The organism is Cupriavidus sp. 05N38 (assembly GCF_056397345.1).
The window spans coordinates 84,354-101,833 of record NZ_JBFTNF010000025.1; the positions used below are offsets into that span (position 1 = coordinate 84,354).

The 17,480-nt window shown below is 64.2% G+C and carries 13 protein-coding genes and 2 pseudogenes; 11 read left to right on the forward strand and 4 right to left on the reverse strand.

The features are described 5' to 3' along the window. Nucleotides 1-17: 17 nt before the first annotated feature. Genes AC1DK4_RS19220 through AC1DK4_RS19230 form a run of 3 tightly spaced genes read left to right on the forward strand, consistent with a single transcriptional unit; the run spans nucleotide 18 to nucleotide 5,273 of the window. Complete coding sequence (locus tag AC1DK4_RS19220; RefSeq protein ID WP_441620618.1) at nucleotides 18-2,717, forward strand: CoA-binding protein; 2,700 nt, start codon at nucleotides 18-20, stop codon at nucleotides 2,715-2,717. 18 nt (nucleotides 2,718-2,735) lie between these two features. After that, nucleotides 2,736-4,049: a CitMHS family transporter gene (locus AC1DK4_RS19225; RefSeq protein WP_441620619.1), complete on the forward strand. Its 1,314-nt coding sequence runs from the start codon at nucleotides 2,736-2,738 to the stop codon at nucleotides 4,047-4,049. Nucleotides 4,050-4,061: 12 nt separating this feature from the next. Next, nucleotides 4,062-5,273, forward strand: coding sequence for an ABC transporter substrate-binding protein (locus AC1DK4_RS19230; protein ID WP_441620621.1), 1,212 nt, complete (start codon nucleotides 4,062-4,064; stop codon nucleotides 5,271-5,273). A gap of 2 nt (nucleotides 5,274-5,275) precedes the next feature. On the opposite strand, the gene AC1DK4_RS19235 is transcribed toward AC1DK4_RS19230, so the two are convergent. Further along, entirely contained in the window at nucleotides 5,276-6,370 is a 1,095-nt protein-coding gene (locus AC1DK4_RS19235) for an ABC transporter substrate-binding protein (protein WP_441620623.1), read from the reverse strand. Between the two features lie 93 nt (nucleotides 6,371-6,463). Between AC1DK4_RS19235 and AC1DK4_RS19240 the strand changes: the two genes are divergently transcribed. The 3 genes from AC1DK4_RS19240 to AC1DK4_RS19250 all read left to right on the forward strand — a co-directional run bounded on the left by AC1DK4_RS19240 (nucleotide 6,464) and on the right by AC1DK4_RS19250 (nucleotide 10,591). Continuing rightward, nucleotides 6,464-7,144 (forward strand): response regulator, encoded by a 681-nt coding sequence (locus tag AC1DK4_RS19240; RefSeq protein WP_441643367.1) that lies wholly within the window; start codon nucleotides 6,464-6,466, stop codon nucleotides 7,142-7,144. Beyond that, nucleotides 7,128-8,534 carry a sensor histidine kinase gene (locus AC1DK4_RS19245; protein WP_441620627.1) on the forward strand — a complete coding sequence of 469 codons (1,407 nt, stop codon included), beginning with the start codon at nucleotides 7,128-7,130 and terminating at the stop codon, nucleotides 8,532-8,534. Before AC1DK4_RS19240 ends, AC1DK4_RS19245 begins: the two co-directional genes overlap by 17 nt. Nucleotides 8,535-9,043: 509 nt before the next feature. Beyond that, nucleotides 9,044-10,591, forward strand: coding sequence for a sensor domain-containing diguanylate cyclase (locus tag AC1DK4_RS19250; protein ID WP_441620629.1), 1,548 nt, complete (start codon nucleotides 9,044-9,046; stop codon nucleotides 10,589-10,591). Between the two features lie 179 nt (nucleotides 10,592-10,770). Here the strand turns inward: AC1DK4_RS19250 and AC1DK4_RS19255 are convergent. The 3 genes and pseudogenes from AC1DK4_RS19255 to AC1DK4_RS19265 all read right to left on the reverse strand — a co-directional run. Beyond that, nucleotides 10,771-11,616 (reverse strand): annotated as a pseudogene (locus tag AC1DK4_RS19255) (methyl-accepting chemotaxis protein); the annotation flags it as partial. Nucleotides 11,617-11,629: 13 nt separating this feature from the next. Further along, on the reverse strand, nucleotides 11,630-12,169 hold the full coding sequence (locus tag AC1DK4_RS19260; protein WP_477131706.1) for a Tar ligand binding domain-containing protein: 540 nt from the start codon (nucleotides 12,167-12,169) through the stop codon (nucleotides 11,630-11,632). 423 nt (nucleotides 12,170-12,592) lie between these two features. Next, a complete protein-coding gene (locus AC1DK4_RS19265) occupies nucleotides 12,593-13,819 on the reverse strand; it encodes an MBL fold metallo-hydrolase (RefSeq protein ID WP_441620633.1) in 1,227 nt (408 codons plus the stop codon). Nucleotides 13,820-14,004: 185 nt separating this feature from the next. Between AC1DK4_RS19265 and AC1DK4_RS19270 the strand changes: the two genes are divergently transcribed. From AC1DK4_RS19270 to AC1DK4_RS19290, 5 genes and pseudogenes are all read left to right on the forward strand, one after another. Beyond that, a complete protein-coding gene (locus tag AC1DK4_RS19270; RefSeq protein WP_441620635.1) occupies nucleotides 14,005-14,691 on the forward strand; it encodes a M24 family metallopeptidase in 687 nt (228 codons plus the stop codon). Nucleotides 14,692-14,790: 99 nt separating this feature from the next. After that, complete coding sequence (locus AC1DK4_RS19275) at nucleotides 14,791-14,958, forward strand: rubredoxin (protein WP_441643368.1); 168 nt, start codon at nucleotides 14,791-14,793, stop codon at nucleotides 14,956-14,958. 10 nt (nucleotides 14,959-14,968) lie between these two features. After that, nucleotides 14,969-16,123, forward strand: coding sequence for an FAD-dependent oxidoreductase (locus AC1DK4_RS19280; RefSeq protein ID WP_441620639.1), 1,155 nt, complete (start codon nucleotides 14,969-14,971; stop codon nucleotides 16,121-16,123). 34 nt (nucleotides 16,124-16,157) lie between these two features. Continuing rightward, nucleotides 16,158-16,358 (forward strand): annotated as a pseudogene (locus tag AC1DK4_RS19285) (porin); the annotation flags it as partial. 337 nt (nucleotides 16,359-16,695) lie between these two features. Then, nucleotides 16,696-17,169 (forward strand): DUF6130 family protein, encoded by a 474-nt coding sequence (locus tag AC1DK4_RS19290; protein ID WP_441620640.1) that lies wholly within the window; start codon nucleotides 16,696-16,698, stop codon nucleotides 17,167-17,169. The last annotated feature ends 311 nt before the right edge of the window (nucleotides 17,170-17,480 follow it).

The following is a 17,480-nucleotide window of genomic DNA, read 5'->3' on the forward strand; positions in this document are numbered from 1 at the left end:
ACTGTCTGGAGACTGCGATGCGCATCAAGGGTGTAAGCGATTTCAAGTAYTTCGTCGGCATCAATTCATTGGCCGAGGTGGCGACACGCGAAGATCGCGTGTGTGTGCTGAATATCATGGGAGGGGAATCCAGCGACGTCACGCCCGTAGGCCATGCCTACTCGGGCGGCAATGTGGTGTTCGGCACCTCGCCCGGCCGCAGGGGCCAGGTGCTCGACACCCCCGCCGGGCCGATTCCCGTCTACAACAACGTGCGGGAAGGCCTGGAGGCAGGGCATCGCTTCAATTGCGGCGTGGTCTACCTGCCGCCGTCCGCGGCCGACGATGGCGTGGTCGAACTGGTGCGGGTCAATCCGGAGCTGAAGAAGATCTTTATCCCGACCGAGAAGATGTCGGTGCACGATGCCCGCGAGATCCGGGCCCTGGCCCAGTTGAACGGCATCGATATCTTCGGTGGCAACAGCCTCGGCGTGGCCGATGCCTGGAACCAGGTACGCATCGGCGGYGCCCTCGGCGGCGACGCGCCGGGCGATACGCTGCGCAAGGGTTCGATCGCAATCCTGTCCAACTCCGGCAGCTTCACCACCACCATTGCGCAGTACATGCGCATGGCGGGCTGGGGCACGACCACGCTGATATCGAGCGGCAAGGACGTCTACATCCACTATGCCGCGCCGGAATTCGCCCACGCGCTGGCCAACGATGATCGCAGCAAGGCTGCCGTGCTGTACTGCGAGCCAGGCGGCTTCTATGAGCGCGATGCCACCTTCACCAAGCCGGTGGTGGCCTGCGTGGTGGGGCGCTGGAAGAGCAGGCTCACCCGCGCGGTCGGCCATGCCGGCGCCATGGCGGGCGGCGGCGACGACGCCGAATCCAAGGAACGCTGGTTTATGGAGAAGTTCGGCGTCGACGGACTGTTCACGCCCAGGAACCCGGTGTTCTCGGCCAAGGGCGCGGTTGTGGTCAATATTGCCGACATTCCTGCCGCACTGACCGCCGTGATGCGCGCCAACGGCGTGGAACCCGATTTCGAGCCCGAAGGCACCATGGAGCTAAAGCCCTGGTTCAGCTCCAGCCAGGGCCTGTCGCTGCCGGCCGATCTCGACCTGCCCGTGGTGCAGGCRCCCGCGCCGTACGGCCAGCAGATCAGCGCGCTCGACCAGCAGATCGGCGCCGTGCTGCCGCGCCAGCCGATGAAGGAYACCTCGGGCGTTTCGCAGATGGATGCCAGGACGCAGCTGACCAGCCTGCACGGGGTATCGATGCTCGATGCGGCGCAGTATCCGCTGGAAGTCAACGTAAGCCTTGCGCTGCTGCACGAGCCCGGCGGCATCAACGATCAGAAGCTGATCAACGTGGCCGTGGCTGCCTCGCTGAACCTGCACGGCCACCCTGCCCTGGCGGCGGCCCAAGCCTCGCGCGATGCCGGCAATGCGCCCAACAGCGTGTTGGCCGCGGCCGCCAGCATCCTCGGTCCACGCACGCAGGAGCGCGCGCGCGCCCTGACGCGCATGCTGATCGACGCCTTCGCCGCGGCCGGCCTCGGTGACGCGATGGACGAAGACTTCGACACCGGCAGGGTCCGGCTTGAATCGCCGGGCCTGTTCGTCGCGGATCGGCCCGACGACCGTGCTGCCGCCATGCTCAAAGGGCTGGAAGCGCGGGGGGCCAGATCGGTGTTCGTGCGTTACCTCCAGGCCTTGCCCGGACATCCGACGGAAGATGCCGTACTGGCCGCCATCGCCACCACGCTGGCCTGGGGCCCGCTCAAGCGCAAGCGCGTGTCGCGGATCACCGCGGAGAGCCTGCCATGGTGGATACGCCTGTTCGGCGCGCTGATCGGCGCCTCCGTTCCGGCGGACCAGCACACGGCCGATGGCTTCTGCGGCATGGCGACCCGCGACATCCTCGAGCAGCGCTCGATCAGCGAGGTTGCCTTCATCGCACTGCTGGGCCTGCCGGCCAATGCGGCAGATCTGCACGCATTCCAGGTGCTGGTCGGGCTGCTGTTGAGCAACGGGCCGGGCACGATCTCGGCGCAGGGCGCCAAGGGCGCGGTGTCCGCCGACGGCCCGGAAGACCCGGAGCGCGTGCAGCTCAACAAGGGGCTGGTCGGCTTCCTGACCCACACCGGCTATGCGCATGGCGGCAACGGCTACGAGGGCATCGCGTTCCTGATCGAGCAGTTCAGGGATGCGGGACTCAAGGACCCGGGCAACCCCAACCACGGCATCGACCTCAAAGCACTCGCGCAGCGCTACGTCAAGCACTATGCTGATTACAAGGCAAACAAGAAGAATACGGGCAGCCTTGACATCCAGAAAATCCCTGGCGTCAACCACCCGGTGTTCAAGGACAAACCAGTGAACCACGACCCGCGTGAAGTGTTCATCGCGACGCTGTTCGCCGAGCGCGGCGAGTACAACGTGTTCCACGCGTTCTACCGCACACTGGTGCAGACCTTGTTCGACGAGGGTGTGTCGCGCAATGTTTACTGCGTGAATATCGACGCCGTGATCGCCGCGCTGCTGCTCAAGATGTTGTGGCAGCCTTACCAGAGCGGGCAATACACGGAAAGTGCGCTGGAGACGGCTGCCTTCACGATCTTCCTGTACCCGCGCATGCTCGGCTGCGCCGCCGAGATCGACGATCACCTCAACCGGGGCCGGAACATGGATACGCGCACGGCGGCTTCCAAGTGCCAGTTCGTGGCCTAGGAACAGGAGGAACGCGGTATGTTGACCCTGCTTGCCTACTCGATGGTCATCGTGTTCATGGCGCTGATCATGACCAAGCGCCTGTCGGCCATGGTCGCCCTGATCCTGGTGCCGATCGTATTCGGGCTGATCGGGGGCTTCGGCATGCAACTAGGCCCGATGATGCTGGATGGCATCAAGAAGCTCGCGCCGACCGGCGTGATGCTGATGTTCGCCATCCTGTATTTCGGCCTGATGATCGACGCCGGGCTGTTCGACCCTGTCGTGCGCCGGATCCTGCGGCTGGTGGGCGGCGATCCGATGAAGATCGTGGTCGGTACCTTCGTGCTGGCGGTGCTGGTGTCGCTCGACGGCGACGGGTCGACCACCTATATGATCACCTGCGCCGCCATGCTTCCGCTCTACAAGCGGCTGGGCATCAGCCGCCTCGTGCTGGCCTGCGTGATCATGATGGCCGGCGGGCTGATGAACATCCTGCCCTGGGGCGGACCCACCGCGCGCGCGGCAAGCGCGCTGGGCGTGGACGTGGGCCTGATCTTCGTGCCGATGATCCTGCCGATGGTCGTTACCGGTTGCTGGGGCCTGTTCGTGGCGTTCATCCTTGGGCGTCGCGAACGCAGGCGGCTCGGTGCGATCGCCCTGGACGGCGCGGCCGCCGGCCTTGCCGCGCCCGACGTGGCGATGGGCGACCCGAGCATCGCCCGGCCCAGGCTGTTGTGGGTCAACCTGCTGCTGACGGTGGTGCTGATGGTACTGCTGATCCTCGGCACGCTGCCGCTGCAGGTCCTGTTCATGGTGGCCTCGGCCATTGCGATCATGATCAACTACCCGAACCTCGCCGAACAGAAGGAACGAATCAGCACGCATGCGGGGAATATCGTGCCGGTGGTGGCCCTGATCTTCGCGGCGGGCATCTTCGTGGGCATCTTGTCGGGCACCAAGATGGTCGATGCGATCGCGGCCAGCGTGATTGCCGCGGTGCCGCCCTGGATGGGTCCTTACATGGCGATCGTGACCGGCGTGCTGAGCGTCCCCTTCACCTTCTTCATCTCTAACGACGCATTCTACTTCGGCATCCTGCCGATCCTCGCCAAGGCGGCCGCGGTCTACGGCATCGGCGCCGCCGAGATCGGACGCGCATCCTTGATCGGCCAGCAGGTGCATCTGCTTAGCCCGCTGGTGGCTTCGACCTATCTGCTGGTGGGCCTGGCCGAGGTGGAGTTCGGCGACCACCAGCGCTACACCATGCTCTGGGCGCTGTCGGCGGCGCTGGTCATGCTGATCGCCACCGTCGTACTCGGCGTCATTCCCCTCGTTGGCCATGCGCCTTGATGGCATCCCTCCATGCACGACGACATCCAATCCATCCCGTCCACGCAGGCGATTGCCGCCGCTGCGCGCACCGTACGCACCCGAAGGCAAGGCATGAAGCTCCTTGTCGCCATGGGACTGGGACTGTTGTGTTCGCTCGGCCAGGCACAGGAACCGGGGGAATCCGGGGAGCTGATGGGCTATGCGGCCAGAGGCAGGGTGCCGGCAGGCTATGCACCGGCCTATGCGACGACCGTCCGGGCCGCTGAAGACGAAGGGCGGCTGGTGATCTACTCGACCACCGATGCCAGCGTCGCCAACGTCCTGATCGCGGATTTCCGGACGATGTACCCGCGCATCGATGTCACGTACGAGGACCTGAACAGCACCGTGCTATACCACCGGTTCGTCGCCGAAACGCAGCTTGGCGGCGAATCGGCCGACGTGCTGTGGAGTTCGGCCATGGACCAGCAGGCGGCGCTGGTCAGCAATGGCTACGCGATGCGCTACGACTCGCCGGAGAAGGCCAGCCTGCCCAAGTGGGCGAACTGGAAGGACCAGGCCTTCGCCACCACCTACGAGCCGGTCGTCCTTGCCTACAACAAGGCGCAACTGAAAGCCGGCGAGGTGCCGCAGACGCACGCGGATCTGGCGCGGCTGCTGAATGCGGACCCGAAACGCTTCCAGGGCAAGGTGGTCAGCTACGACATCGAGAAGTCCGGGCTCGGCTTCTTCCTGGCAACGCAGGATGTCGCCGTGTCGCAGGACTTCTGGGATGTCGCCCGCGCCCTGGGCAAGAGCAGTGTGCGGCTCGACCTGACCACCGACGCCATGGTCAGGCGCGTGGCTTCCGGCCAGGCCCTGATCGGCTACAACCTGCTCGGCGCATACACGCTCGCGCAGGCGCGCAGGAACCCATCGATCGGCTATGTGTTTCCGAAGGACTACACGCTGGTGATGTCGCGCATCATGGTGGTGAGCAAGAAGGCGGCGCATCCGAATGCCGCGAAGCTGTGGGTCGACTATCTGCTGTCAAAGCGCGGCCAGACCGTGATTGCCAATAACGCGCGCCTGTTCGCCGTGCGCGACGACGTCGAAGGCGAAGACACCGCGGCGCGCCTGAGACAGACGCTTGGCGCCAGCCTGCGGCCGATCGCGGTCGGCCCCGACCTGATCGGTTACCTCAACAATCAGAACTACCGGGATTTCATCCTGCAATGGCGGCAAGCGCTCGCGCACCCATAGGGTCAGGGCGAGCGCGCCAGCGCATCGTTCCAGCGCCTTAGGAAGTCCTGCCGCTTGTTTCGGTCGAGGTAGGCCATCAGGCCGACCCCGATTGCGATCGGCCGGATGTTGCTGCCTGCGTCAAGCCGAAACACCGCCGCGTTGCCGCCGCCGGCCACATCGCTGCGCAACGCAAACAAGCCCATCTTGTTCGCCAGCACGCCCTGCCCGCGCTTCGAGAGGATGTAGTCGAGCCAGAGCCTGGCGGCATTGGGATGCGCCGCGCGTCGCTGGATAAAGGCAATGCGCGAGCCGACCAGCACGTAGTCCTGCGGATAGACCAGGCCGATGGCGGGATCGGCGAGCATCCTGCTGGCAGCGTAGGAACCGAGCACGTTGTACGCCAGCAGGCTTTCACCGGAGGACAGGCTCTGCAGCATGGCATCCGTGCTGGGCGCCTGCCGCGCGCGACTGGCACCCAGCGCCTGCGCTACCTCCCACAGCATGCCGGACGCCTTGGCGTCCTGCGTGGCCAACAGGAAGCCGAGGCTGGAGGCCGCCGGGTCATAGGTGACGACGCGGCCCTTGAAGCGCGCGGGATCCGCCTTGAGCAAGCGAATGAAACCGGCATGCGTGCGTGGCACCTCGGCCGCGGGCAGCGCGTGCTTGTTATAGGCAAAGCCGGCCGGCTCCAGCGTCGTGCCCCAGGCCTCGTTCTTCCACACGGACCAGTCCGGCAGGTGGGCGCGTTCGGGGGAGGCATACTGCAAGGCATGGCCGTCATTGACCAGCTTGACCTGCAGGTCCATGGCCGAACTCCACAGCACGTCGGCCGTGGCGCTGCGGCTCTGGATTTCCCTCAGGAAGCGGTCGTAGATCTCGGTGCTGTTGAGGTCGTGGTACTCCACCTCCACGCCGGGGTACATGGACTTGAAATCGGCAATCAGGTACCTGGCCTCGGCCATGTCGGTGGGAGAATAGACGACGACCCTGCCCTCCTGGCGGGCGGCCGTGATGGTTGCCGCATAGTCACCGGGATAATTCTGCGGGACCTGCGCCTTCGCCGTGACCAGTGTCAGCAACAAGAGGAGACCGCTCAACCATGCTCTCAATGCCATGTTCCCCCCCAAGTCTGCCCGAGTCGGCGCATCATTATATCTACGCCAATGCATTTCCCGCGGGCGCTGGCGTTTCCTCCCGGGAGTAAGCCCATGCGCACACTACTCGTCGAAGACAACCCGAAACTGGCCCGCTCGCTGATGGAGGCGCTGGGAGCCGCAGGCATGGTGCTCGATGTGGTTTCCGACGGGCTCCATGCCGATCAGTTGCTGCAGGCCGAAAGCTACGACGTGGTCGTACTCGACCTGGCATTGCCGGGCCTGAGCGGCATCGAGGTGCTGCGCCGCGCCAGGGCGCGCGGCGACGATGTCCCGGTCCTGATCCTTACCGCCTCGGGGGAGACGCCCGATCGCGTGCGCGGGCTGAATGCCGGCGCCGACGACTACCTGCCCAAGCCATTCGACCTGACCGAACTGGTCGCCCGCCTGCGCGCCATCGCGCGGCGCCGGCAGGGACGCACCCATGCGCTGTTCGAACTCGGCCGCCTGTGCTTTGACAGCGTGGCCATGGAGTTCACCGTGGCGGGCCAGCCGCTGGTATTGCCGCGGCGCGAGCACGGCGTGCTGGAAACGCTGATCACCCGCGCCGGCCGGCCGGTCAGCAAGCAGGAGATGTGCGCGCAGTTGTGCTCGCTGGACGACGCCGTCAGCGCGGAGGCCGTGGAAATCTATGTGCACCGGCTGCGCAAGCGCCTGGAGGGCAGCGGCACGCTGATCCGCACCTTGCGCGGACTGGGTTATCGCCTGGAAGCCAGCGATGATCCGGCTGCGTAACCATCTTCTTCGGTGGCTGCTGATTCCCCTGGTGATCGTCTGGGCGGTCGGATTCTGCATCAGCTACGTGCGCACGCTGGAGCAGGCCAACCAGGCTTACGACCGCACGCTGCTTGGCTCGGCGCTCGCCATCGCCGAGCGGGTATCGGTGCAGAACGGCGAGCTCAGCGTCGACGTGCCATACGCCGCGCTGGAGATGCTGGAAACCCGCTCGCAGGACCGCATCTTCTACAAGGTGAGCTGTCTCGACCCGCCCAAGGTGTTCACCGGCCACGAAGACCTTCCCGATCCACCCAGGCCGCCGCAGGACGATGCGCCGCTGTTCCTCGACGCCGTGTACAACGCGGAACCCGTGCGGCTGGTGGCGCTGCGGCGGCCCGTCTACGACGCCAGGATCTGCGGCCCGTTACTGATCGAGGTCGGCGAGACCACGGGCGCCCGCGAGGCGTTGTCCAAGCGCATCCTGGTCGACGCCAGCGCGATGCAGCTGACCCTGATCGTTGTGGCTGCGCTGCTGATCGCGCTCGGCGTGCGGCGCGGCCTGCTGCCCTTGCGGCGCATCCGGGACGAGATCAAGGGCCGCGACGAGACCGACCTCACGCCCATCGCGACGCAGACCGTGCCGCGCGAAGTGGTTCCGCTGGTCGAGGCAATCAACCTGCACACCCAGCGCCAGCGCCAGATCAACGAGGCGCACCGGCAATTCATCGCCGACGCCTCGCACCAGCTGAAGACGCCGCTCGCGGTGCTCAGGACCCAGGCCGCGCAGGCGCTGGCGCAGTCCGATGCGCAACGCATGCGCCAGATCGTCGAGGAGATACACGACAGTACCGATGCCACCTCGCGCATGATCCAGCAACTGCTGGCATTGGCGCGCAGCGAGGCGGGGCATATTGTCGACGACGAGGAACTGGATCTGGTGGAACTCGCCCGTCAGGCGAGCTTTGATTTGTTGCCGCAGGCACTCGACAAGCGGATCGACCTCGGCTTCGACGGCAGCGCACCCGTGTGGATGACAGGCAAGGCCCTGCTGCTGCGCGAGCTTGCCTCCAATCTTGTGGACAATGCGATCCGCTATACGCCTGAGGGCGGGAAGATCGATGTGTCGGTCACGCGTGATGCGGCGGGTGACGCCGTGCTTGAAGTCGATGACAACGGGCCGGGCATCCCGCCCGACGAGCGAGACAAGGTCTTCGGCCGCTTCTATCGCGCACGCGGCGCGCGGGCCGATGGCTGCGGCCTTGGGCTGTCGATCGTCAAGCAGATTGCCGACCGGCACGGTGCCCATGTCGAACTGGGCCAGGCCCCCGGCAACGCAGGCCTGCGCGTGCGCGTGCGATTTCCGTCGTCCCGGCCGTCGGCAGCGCGGGATGGCAAGCGACTCGATTGAGACGGCGTAGTTGAAGTCCTTGCCCATGGGGTCGGAGAGGAGCGAGTGTTGGTGCAGGATCTTCAGGTTCAGTTGATTGGGCCACCAGTCCCGGTTCGACGTGCCGCTGCCCGCGGCATGCATGAACGGGCATTTCGTTTCCATCGACATGTGCTTTCCCTTTCATCGGGAATGGAGCGAGCTTCGTCGTTCTTGGGCTTGTCCCATTTTGCGGGAGGCGTGTGTATTGCCGAATCGCACTACGGAATGTGTTTGCGAACACGGTTTTGCAGGCACGCGCCGCCCCGGCAATACGGGCCGCCGCCAGTACGGTGCGTAGACGGGCCCGTCAGGAATTTTGTGCTTAGGGCACAACATGTCGCCTAGGCGCATGTCATGCCACGCAAAACCAAGACGAGCCAGGCCGTCGGCCGTTAGCTGCCCACGCCATCCGTGCGCGATACTCACCGGCGGTCATCGCAAGTCCAAGCGGCACTACAATGACGCCTGATTAGAGAACGGAAGAGTGGATGAGGTTATTTAGTCACTTACCAAAGAAGCGTCGTCCTCGCCACTCCCCTGCAGCATTCATCGTTCCGGCTGCGATTGCGCTGACGTGTGCCGTTGCGGGATTGGTTGCATTCGCGCTCATCCAGATGCGCAGCGACGCCCTGGTCGGCGCCGGCGAGGCGTCTTCGAACGTCGCCCTGACTTTGGAACGAAGCATCTCGCGCAACCTGCACATCTATGAGCTAGCGCTCGGTGGCGTCATGGAGACCATGCAGGATCCGGTAGTCATGGCGATGCCTGCCCAGTTGCGGCAACGCGTTATCTTTGACCGCTCCATGAACGCCGAGGATATGGGTTCGCTGCTAGCAACCGACGCGCAGGGAAACCTCGTGCTGGATTCTACGAGTTGGCCGCCTCGGCGCAACAACGTCTCGGACAGGGACTACTTTCAGGTCCATGCCGAAGCGGCATACAGCGGCGTGTTTCTTAGCCGGCCGTTTCAACCGCGACTGACAACGGAAAACAAGTCCATCGCACTGAGCCGACGCCTCGAGACCCGCGACGGCACTTTTTCGGGCATCGTAGTCGGCACGCTTCGCCTGGACTACTTTCGCAAGCTCTTTGACGGCGTCAATCTAGGCGCGGGCGGAACCCTCACCTTGCTCCGGACCGACGGCACCGTCATCATGCGCCGGCCGTACGGTGAGGACGATATTGGACGCAACATTTCAGATAGCGCCTCCTTTGGGCCCCTGCTCCAGGGCACCGATGGCAACTTCATCGGTGTGGCCGCGGTCGATAGCGTGCGACGTCTCTACAGCTATCGTCGGGTTCCCGACTATCCGCTTGTGATCGTGGTTGGCCTCTCCGTTCATGATGTCCTTGCGCAGTGGCATCGGCGAGCGTGGTTGTTTGCTGGTCTTGTCGTTGGCGTTGGCACCTTGATCATTGGCCTCGCTGTCATGCTGTCGCGTCAGTGGCAGCGCCGCCTCAAGATGGAAGACCATCTGCGATGGATGGTCGATACTGACGGGCTCACCGGCGTTGGAAGCCGGCGGGCTCTTGACGACGCCGCAGACAAGGAATGGCGTCGGGCCCGGCGCGCCGGTACGCCGCTCTCCTTGCTGATGGTCGACGTCGACCACTTCAAGCAGTTCAATGACCGATACGGTCATCTAGCCGGTGACGACGCCCTGGCCGCCGTCGGGCACTGCATCCAGCAACATATCCGCCGACCGGGCGACTATGCAGGTCGCTACGGAGGCGAAGAGTTCGCCATCTTGCTTCCGGATACCGATGCGCAGGGTGCGGTCATGGTTGCCGACAGCATCCGGGTCGCGGTTCAAAGTCTGCATATCGGGGCCAGCAGTGTTCCGGCGAAATTGACCGTCAGCATTGGGGTCGCAACGGACGCTCAAGATAAACTCGGATGCCGTACCTTTGCTGACCTGCGGCACTTCTTCCGTGTCGGAGACGAAGCTCTCTACCTGGCAAAACGCGAAGGACGTGACTGCGTGGTTGAGTCGCGCGAGAATGCCCGGATTGCTTTCCAGAATTGCGGGCACTAGTTTCGGCTCACCTTGGCTCTCGTTGTCCATCGTGCTTGCGTCCGCAAATGGTGGTTGCGCAAGCAAGCCTGCCCACGCTCAGCCGCAAATGCCAGGTGGGTTCAATTTCGCGCTTGCAAACGTGCCACTACTCCGCCGGACTGATGCGAGGGCTCCTATCTGCCTGAACGCAGGCAAGCTTACCGTGCGAGCCTCGGCCCAATCCCCATATTGAACACGCTCACCACTTGCTTGAGCCTGCCTGCCTGATCTTCCAGCGAGCCGGCGGCGGCAGCTGCCTGCTCGACCAGCGCGGCATTGTGCTGCGTCACTTCATCGATCTGCGTGATTGCCTGGTTGACCTGCTCAATGCCCGATGTCTGCTCCTGGCTTGCCGCCGAGATCTCGGCCATGATGTCGGTGACTCGCTTGACGCTCTGGACAATCTCGTTCATCGTCGCGCCCGCCTGCTCGACGAGCTGGCTGCCGGTGGTGACCTGCTCCACCGAATCGTCGATCAGTGCCTTGATCTCCTTGGCCGCGGACGCCGAGCGCTGCGCCAGACTGCGGACCTCGGCGGCCACCACCGCAAAGCCCTTGCCTTGTTCGCCAGCGCGCGCGGCTTCCACGGCCGCGTTCAGCGCCAGGATGTTTGTCTGGAACGCGATGCCTTCAATCACGCTGATGATGTCGACAATCTTCTTTGACGACGCGTCGATTGACTCCATGGTCTGTACCACATCGGACACTACCGCCCCGCCTTTGGCGGCGACGTCCGATGCGGAGACCGCAAGCTGATTCGCCTGGCGAGCGTTGTCGGCGTTCTGCCTGACGGTGGCGGTGAGCTCTTCCATGGACGAAGCCGTCTCCTGGAGGGAGCTGGCTTGTTGTTCCGTGCGTGCCGACAGATCAGCGTTGCCGGCCGCGATCTGTCGGGACGCGACCGTAACCGATTCGGTGGACGCACGGACAGAGCCAATCACCTCGATGAGGCCGTCCTGCATGCGCTTCCCGGCGGCGGCGAGCGCACCGATCTCATTGTCCGCGTTCTGTTCGAAACTACCCCGTATCGCTCTTGAGTGCCGAGCGCTTGGCGAGCTTTTCAAGCTCGGCATTGAAGGCGCGAGATGCGGCAATGCTCTGGACCGCGGAAAGTTTGTCATACAGCGCGGTGTCGCCCGCGACAACGGCGCTCTGCTCGGCCCTGACGCTCTCATTGAGCGCCTGGTACGTAGCCACCACCCTCTTGGCAAGTTCGACGTCCTCAGGGTTATCCCTGGGCGACGCGGCGAACACCTCGATTTGCCGCTGCCCCTGCTCCAGCCGCGCGGCCACCGTCTTGATCAGATCCTTGGCGGCATCCTCCTGACCCGAGCGCGCGGCGCTCTGCGTGCCCGCAAGGGAGACACGGGCACGCTGCGTGGCGGCAAACGCCGCGTTCGCGGCCTGGATTTCCTCGGTCGAATGGATCATGCGCGCGAGGGATCCGGTGGTGTCGTGCAGGCCTCGCCAAGCCAGGAGACTGTTGATCGCCATGAGGACGACAAATAAGCCAAGTATGACCATCAAACTGGTGCTAACCCGCAAGTGCTTCATCATTCACTCTCAATGTAGGGGGGGAATCGATCCCACCCGGTGGGCGATGGCTCGACGGGGCAGATAGCGCGCCTTGCTCCGATTTACGGTTTCAACGGCAAGGCCGCGCCAATCTTTAGGGCGCTTGTGGTTCCTTCGTAACAAGCGCCAATGGCTCCTGCCATCACCGTTCCCACGGCGATCGCCACGCGATGGGGAAGTGCAATCTTTCGATTCCCGTCCCGTGGAGCTGATGAGTGTTTGTTGAGGGGCTGTTGCCGCAATGGCGATCCGCGGAGCAACTGAAGCTGAACAGACCCCGGACTTGCCGCGTCGTCAGCAGTTCGGGCGGGCGCGTCACGAACTCAATATCGGGAACATCTGCTTCATGCGGGGGTGATGATGGGACATCGCGCCGCCCCCGTTGGCGGGGGGCGGCGGATGCCCTTAGAGGCCGGCGTAGACCATTTTCGTGAACTGGTCGCCGTTGAACACGAAGTTGCCCCATTTCGCGTCGAAGGCGGCCGTCGGCCTGGCGGCGATGATCTCGTCGAGCGACTTGCCCTGTTGCTTCAGTGTGGCCACGTTGTTGCGGACCGTGACCAGCATGTCGCGAAATTCGATCAGTTGCGTGCGCGTGCCGACCGCACCGTGACCGGGAATGACGATGGTGCGCGCGGTGGTACGGGCTACGGCCTGGTTGGCCCACTTGATCGCGCCATCGATGCTGCCGCCATCCTCGTTGTCGATATAGGGGTAGAAGCCGTTCCAGAAGGTATCGCCGAGAGCCAGTACATCCGCCTTGCGGAAGTAGACCCACAGATCGCCGTCGGTATGCCCATGGCCGAAGTTCTCGACCTCGACCCGGGTACCGCCGAAATCGAAGGTCTTTTCGTTCTTGACCAGCAGCGTCGGGCGGGCGGCTTCCGGTACCGGATCGAAGGTCCAGTTCCACGCGTTTACATGCGTGGTCTCGGTCAGATGCCGGAAGGTGTTCTCCTGCGCGACGATGGTGGCGCCCGCCTCATGCATGCCGGCATTGCCGTCGGTGTGATCCCAGTGCCAATGCGTGTTCACGACGAACTTCGGCGGTGACGGGCTGATCTTCGACAGCGCCGCGCGCAGTTTCTCCTGCGACTTGCTGATGCCGGCGTCGACCAGGAATTTTCCTTCCTTGCCGGAAAGGACCGTGATGTTGCCGCCGGAACCCATCAGCACGGTGATGTTCCCGCGCAAGGGTTGAACCACGAGATCTGCGTCAGCGCGACGCAGATACCGGGCCCCTGCGCCGGTATGGAAGTAGTCGTCGGGCGTGACTTCGGCGGGCTCGGCGGTAGCCGCGCTGGCCAGCGCGGAGGCCAGCAAGGGGCTCGCCACAATGAGGATAAACAGGGAGGATCGCTTGAACATGACGTCGTCTGCCAAATGAGTGGATGCGAGCCGGGTTGCGCGCATCGCGGACGAGTATGGCGATCGCGGACGCGCGGCGGCATCGCCGCAGAGGGGGATTCCGGCCAAATGGCGGTGGTTTTCGGCCAGTCCCCGGATCGATCTCGGCGCGCGTGGACAGCCGGGCCGCGGCCGGCGTGGAGACGTTCCTGCTCGATATTGCTGCGGCGACACCCCGAACCGTCTCCTGAAGATCTGCCGCATGTCGTTGCCCACGATGCGCATAGCCGGAATCCCACGCCTTTTGGCACGAAAAACACGACTACCGTCATGAGCAGCCGCAGCTGGCATGAAAGCCACGCAGATTGGCGCTTCCCGGCCGTCCGTCAGCGCTGTCTTCCAAGGTGATCGCGGGAACAATCTCACCCAAGGTTCGAAGCCGTTTCGGCCTTCCCACTGGAGAAAACAGAATGAGCGCAGTTCCCGCATCCCTCGCCGAGCGCGTCGGCCCGGCCTTTTCCGTCGATGGCATGCTGCTGGCCCGCAACAAGACCCGCGAGGCTGTCGCCAGGATCGCCTCGCGCGTCAAGCCGGGCATGGTCGAGGAAGATGCCGTCGAAATGGCCAAGCGCGTCATGCTCGACGCCGGCCTCGCCCTCAGCTGGCACCCCACGCGCGTCCGCTTCGGCCGCAACACCATCAAGCCGATGAAGCAGGCTTCCGAGCCCGGCGTGATCCTGCAGGAAAACGACATCTTCTTCGTCGACATCGCCCCGCGCGTGGATGCATGGGAAGGCGACGGCGGTGCGTCGTTCGTGGTGGGTCAGCATGAGGAATACGAGCGTTGCGCGCGCGATGCCGAGGCGCTGTTCCACGAGGTACGCAATATCTGGAAGCGTGACCGCCTGACCGGCCAGGCACTCTATGCGGAAGCCGACCGCATCGCCAGGTCGATGGGCTGGGAGCTCAACTTCGACCTGCCGGGTCACCGCGTGTCGGACTTCCCTCATGCCACGATCCACACCGGCTCGCTGGCCGAACTCGAAGCCAGCCCGTCGTCCATGCGCTGGATCCTCGAGATCCACGTACGCGATCCGCAGAAGCGATTCGGCGCGTTCTTCGAAGACATGCTGCTGCAAGACGAAGACTACCTGTAAGCGCGGCCCTGTCCGCCGGTGCGGTCGACTTCCCTTCACACCACGGTGCCGCTCCGCGCGGGCGGCACGTCGTCACCTCATTTTAAGAAGGAACCTCTCATGAAAGTCTGGCAATGTATCGTCTGTGGCCTCGTCTACGATGAGGCCCTCGGCGACCCCGAGCACGGGCTTGCTCCCGGCACGCCCTGGAGCGATGTGCCGGACGACTGGGCCTGCCCGGAATGCGGCCTCAGCAAGGAAGCCTTCGAAATGACTGAAATTGGCTAAAGAACAAACCATGGACCCTTTGATCATTATTGGCGCCGGGCATGGCGCCTTTGCATTTGCAGGCGCGTATCGCAAGCTCGACGCCACCCGGCCGATCCTGCTGATCACCGAAGATGGCGGCGATGCGTACAGTAAACCCATGATCTCCAACGCGTTCGCGCAGAACAAGGCTTTCGGCGACCTGATCACGGGCACCTACGAGGCGATGATCGAGCGGCTGAATCTCACGCTGCTCCGCCAGACGCGTGTGGAACGGATCGATACCGCAAGCCGCTGCGTGCACACATCCGCCGGCACCCACGCCTATAGCGACCTGATGCTGGCGCTGGGCGCGATACCTGTCAGGCTGCCCATCGAAGGCGATGGCGCTGCCGACGTGATGTCAGTCAACACCTTCAACGACTACCAGTCATTCCGCGCGCGGATCGACGGCGCGCGCCGCGTATTGATCATGGGCGCCGGCCTGATCGGTTGCGAGTTCGCCAACGACCTTGTCCATGGCGGCATCGCGTCGGTGATGGTGGACCCGTCGCCCCAGCCATTGGCATCGCTGGTACCGGCGACCCTGGGCGAAGGCATGCGCGGCGCGCTGTCGCGCGAGGGCGTCGCGTGGAAACTCGGCACGACCGTGCGCCGCATCGACCGCACCGCCGATGGCTATCGCGTGTCGCTGGCCGATGGCAGCCACGAGGACGTGGATGCCGTGCTGTCGGCCATCGGACTGCGTCCGCGCACCGACCTGGCGGCGGCTTCCGGCATCGCCGTCGATCACGCCATCCGCGTGGACGATCACGGCCAGACCAGCGCACCCAACGTCTACGCGATGGGCGACTGCGCGCAGTACGCCGATGGCCGCTGGTTGCCCTACATCCGCCCGATCCTGGTCGCTGCCCGCAGCATCGCTGCCACCATCGCCGGCACGCGCACCCCGATTGACTTTCCTGCCATGCCAATCATGGTGAAGACGCCGGCCTACCCGATCTCGGTGGTACGGCCTCCGCAGTCCACGGCCGGGACCTGGAAGGAGGAAACCGTCGACGGCGGCCGCCGGCTCGTGTTCCAGGATGACAGCGGCGTACTGCACGGATTCGCCGTCAGCGACAAGGCCGTCGCCGCGCAGCAGGCACTCCTGAAGGCGCTTGGCACGCCCTACACGCCGCAGTAGTTTCTCGCGCGTGCCAGGGGGGTGGCGAAGTTCCGGGACAGTTCCGGGACAGTTCCGGCGCGATTCCGGCCATGGCGCCGGCCTGGCCTACAGTGCGGGTCCTTTCGGCGTCACGGCCGCCTACGACCAGTACAACCCGACGCTCACCGCAACGGGCAATACGGGAACGGTCAAGAAGGCTGCCGCAGCGGCCGGCTACACCGTTGGCAAGGCCAAGGTGGTGGCCGGCTATCGACCCACTGATTTGACGAACTAACCGTCAGGGATAGCGGGAATCCTCTCCTTGCGGCAACAAGGGAAAACACTGGATCCGCTCAAGGAACGTGCTGGCCCCTGAAGCAGGATTTTCGTATCGGTGTGTATCTCCCCGCGGTGGCGACACATGCCCTTACGTCGACGCCCCTCGCGCGCTACAGGCGGGATACATCCGTCGCGTCAAATGCGTCCGGTAGCCCGGCAGCGAGCAGCATCAATGCGATCCTCCGCTGCGCGCCGACTGTGACCAACATTGCCGCGATCAATTCCAGTCGATTGGTCTGGCGCTTTTTCCGTTCGCAACCCAGGAGTTCCCCATGAAGCGCTCAAACGCTCTTTTCGCGGCCACGCTCGCTCTCTCGATCAGCGTCCTCGCCAATGCTGCCCATGCCGCGGAGCCGGCCAAGACCGCGGAAGGCCGTCCGCCGGCTGTGATTCCCGTGGAATCGGAGCCGGCGCCAAAACTCATTGCGTATCCGCCGCTAGCCGAGGCATTGGCTCGCGGGGTCGTCATCATTCAGTACCGGACCGAGAACATGCGAATCATGCCGGTATTCGGCAAGAACGCCGTTGAGGTATCGCCGCATCTCGGCCACCTTCACGTGACGGTCGATGATTGGCACGGAACCTGGGCCCACACAAGCGAGGATCCGATCATCCTGGTTGGATTGAAACCCGGCGCGCACAAGATCCTGCTCGAGCTGTCCGATCCGGTTCACAAGATCATTACCAGCGAAACTGTCGCCGTTACCGTCCCGGAGCTAAAGCCATCCAAACCCCACGAGCACTGATAGCCCGCGCAGGAAAGGGATCGTCCCGGGGTACCTTGCCATCGGCGAATCCGACCGTTGCTTCGCTTCGCGAAACCAGGGTTGCCCCGTTTCCTGCGTAGCCATGAGCGAATTACCGTGGAAGCCAGCGGGCTTCCACGGGGCGCGGCGCGTGTCGTTCAGACCTTGGCGTGGGTGGCAGCCCATTGCGAAGGATTGACATCGATCGCCAGCCCGAGGCCGGAGCCGATCACGCCGWCGTTGTTGAGCGTGTTCACGTTGACGCTCTGCAGCTGGAGGATGTTCTGGTTGACGTTGACATTGACGTTGGC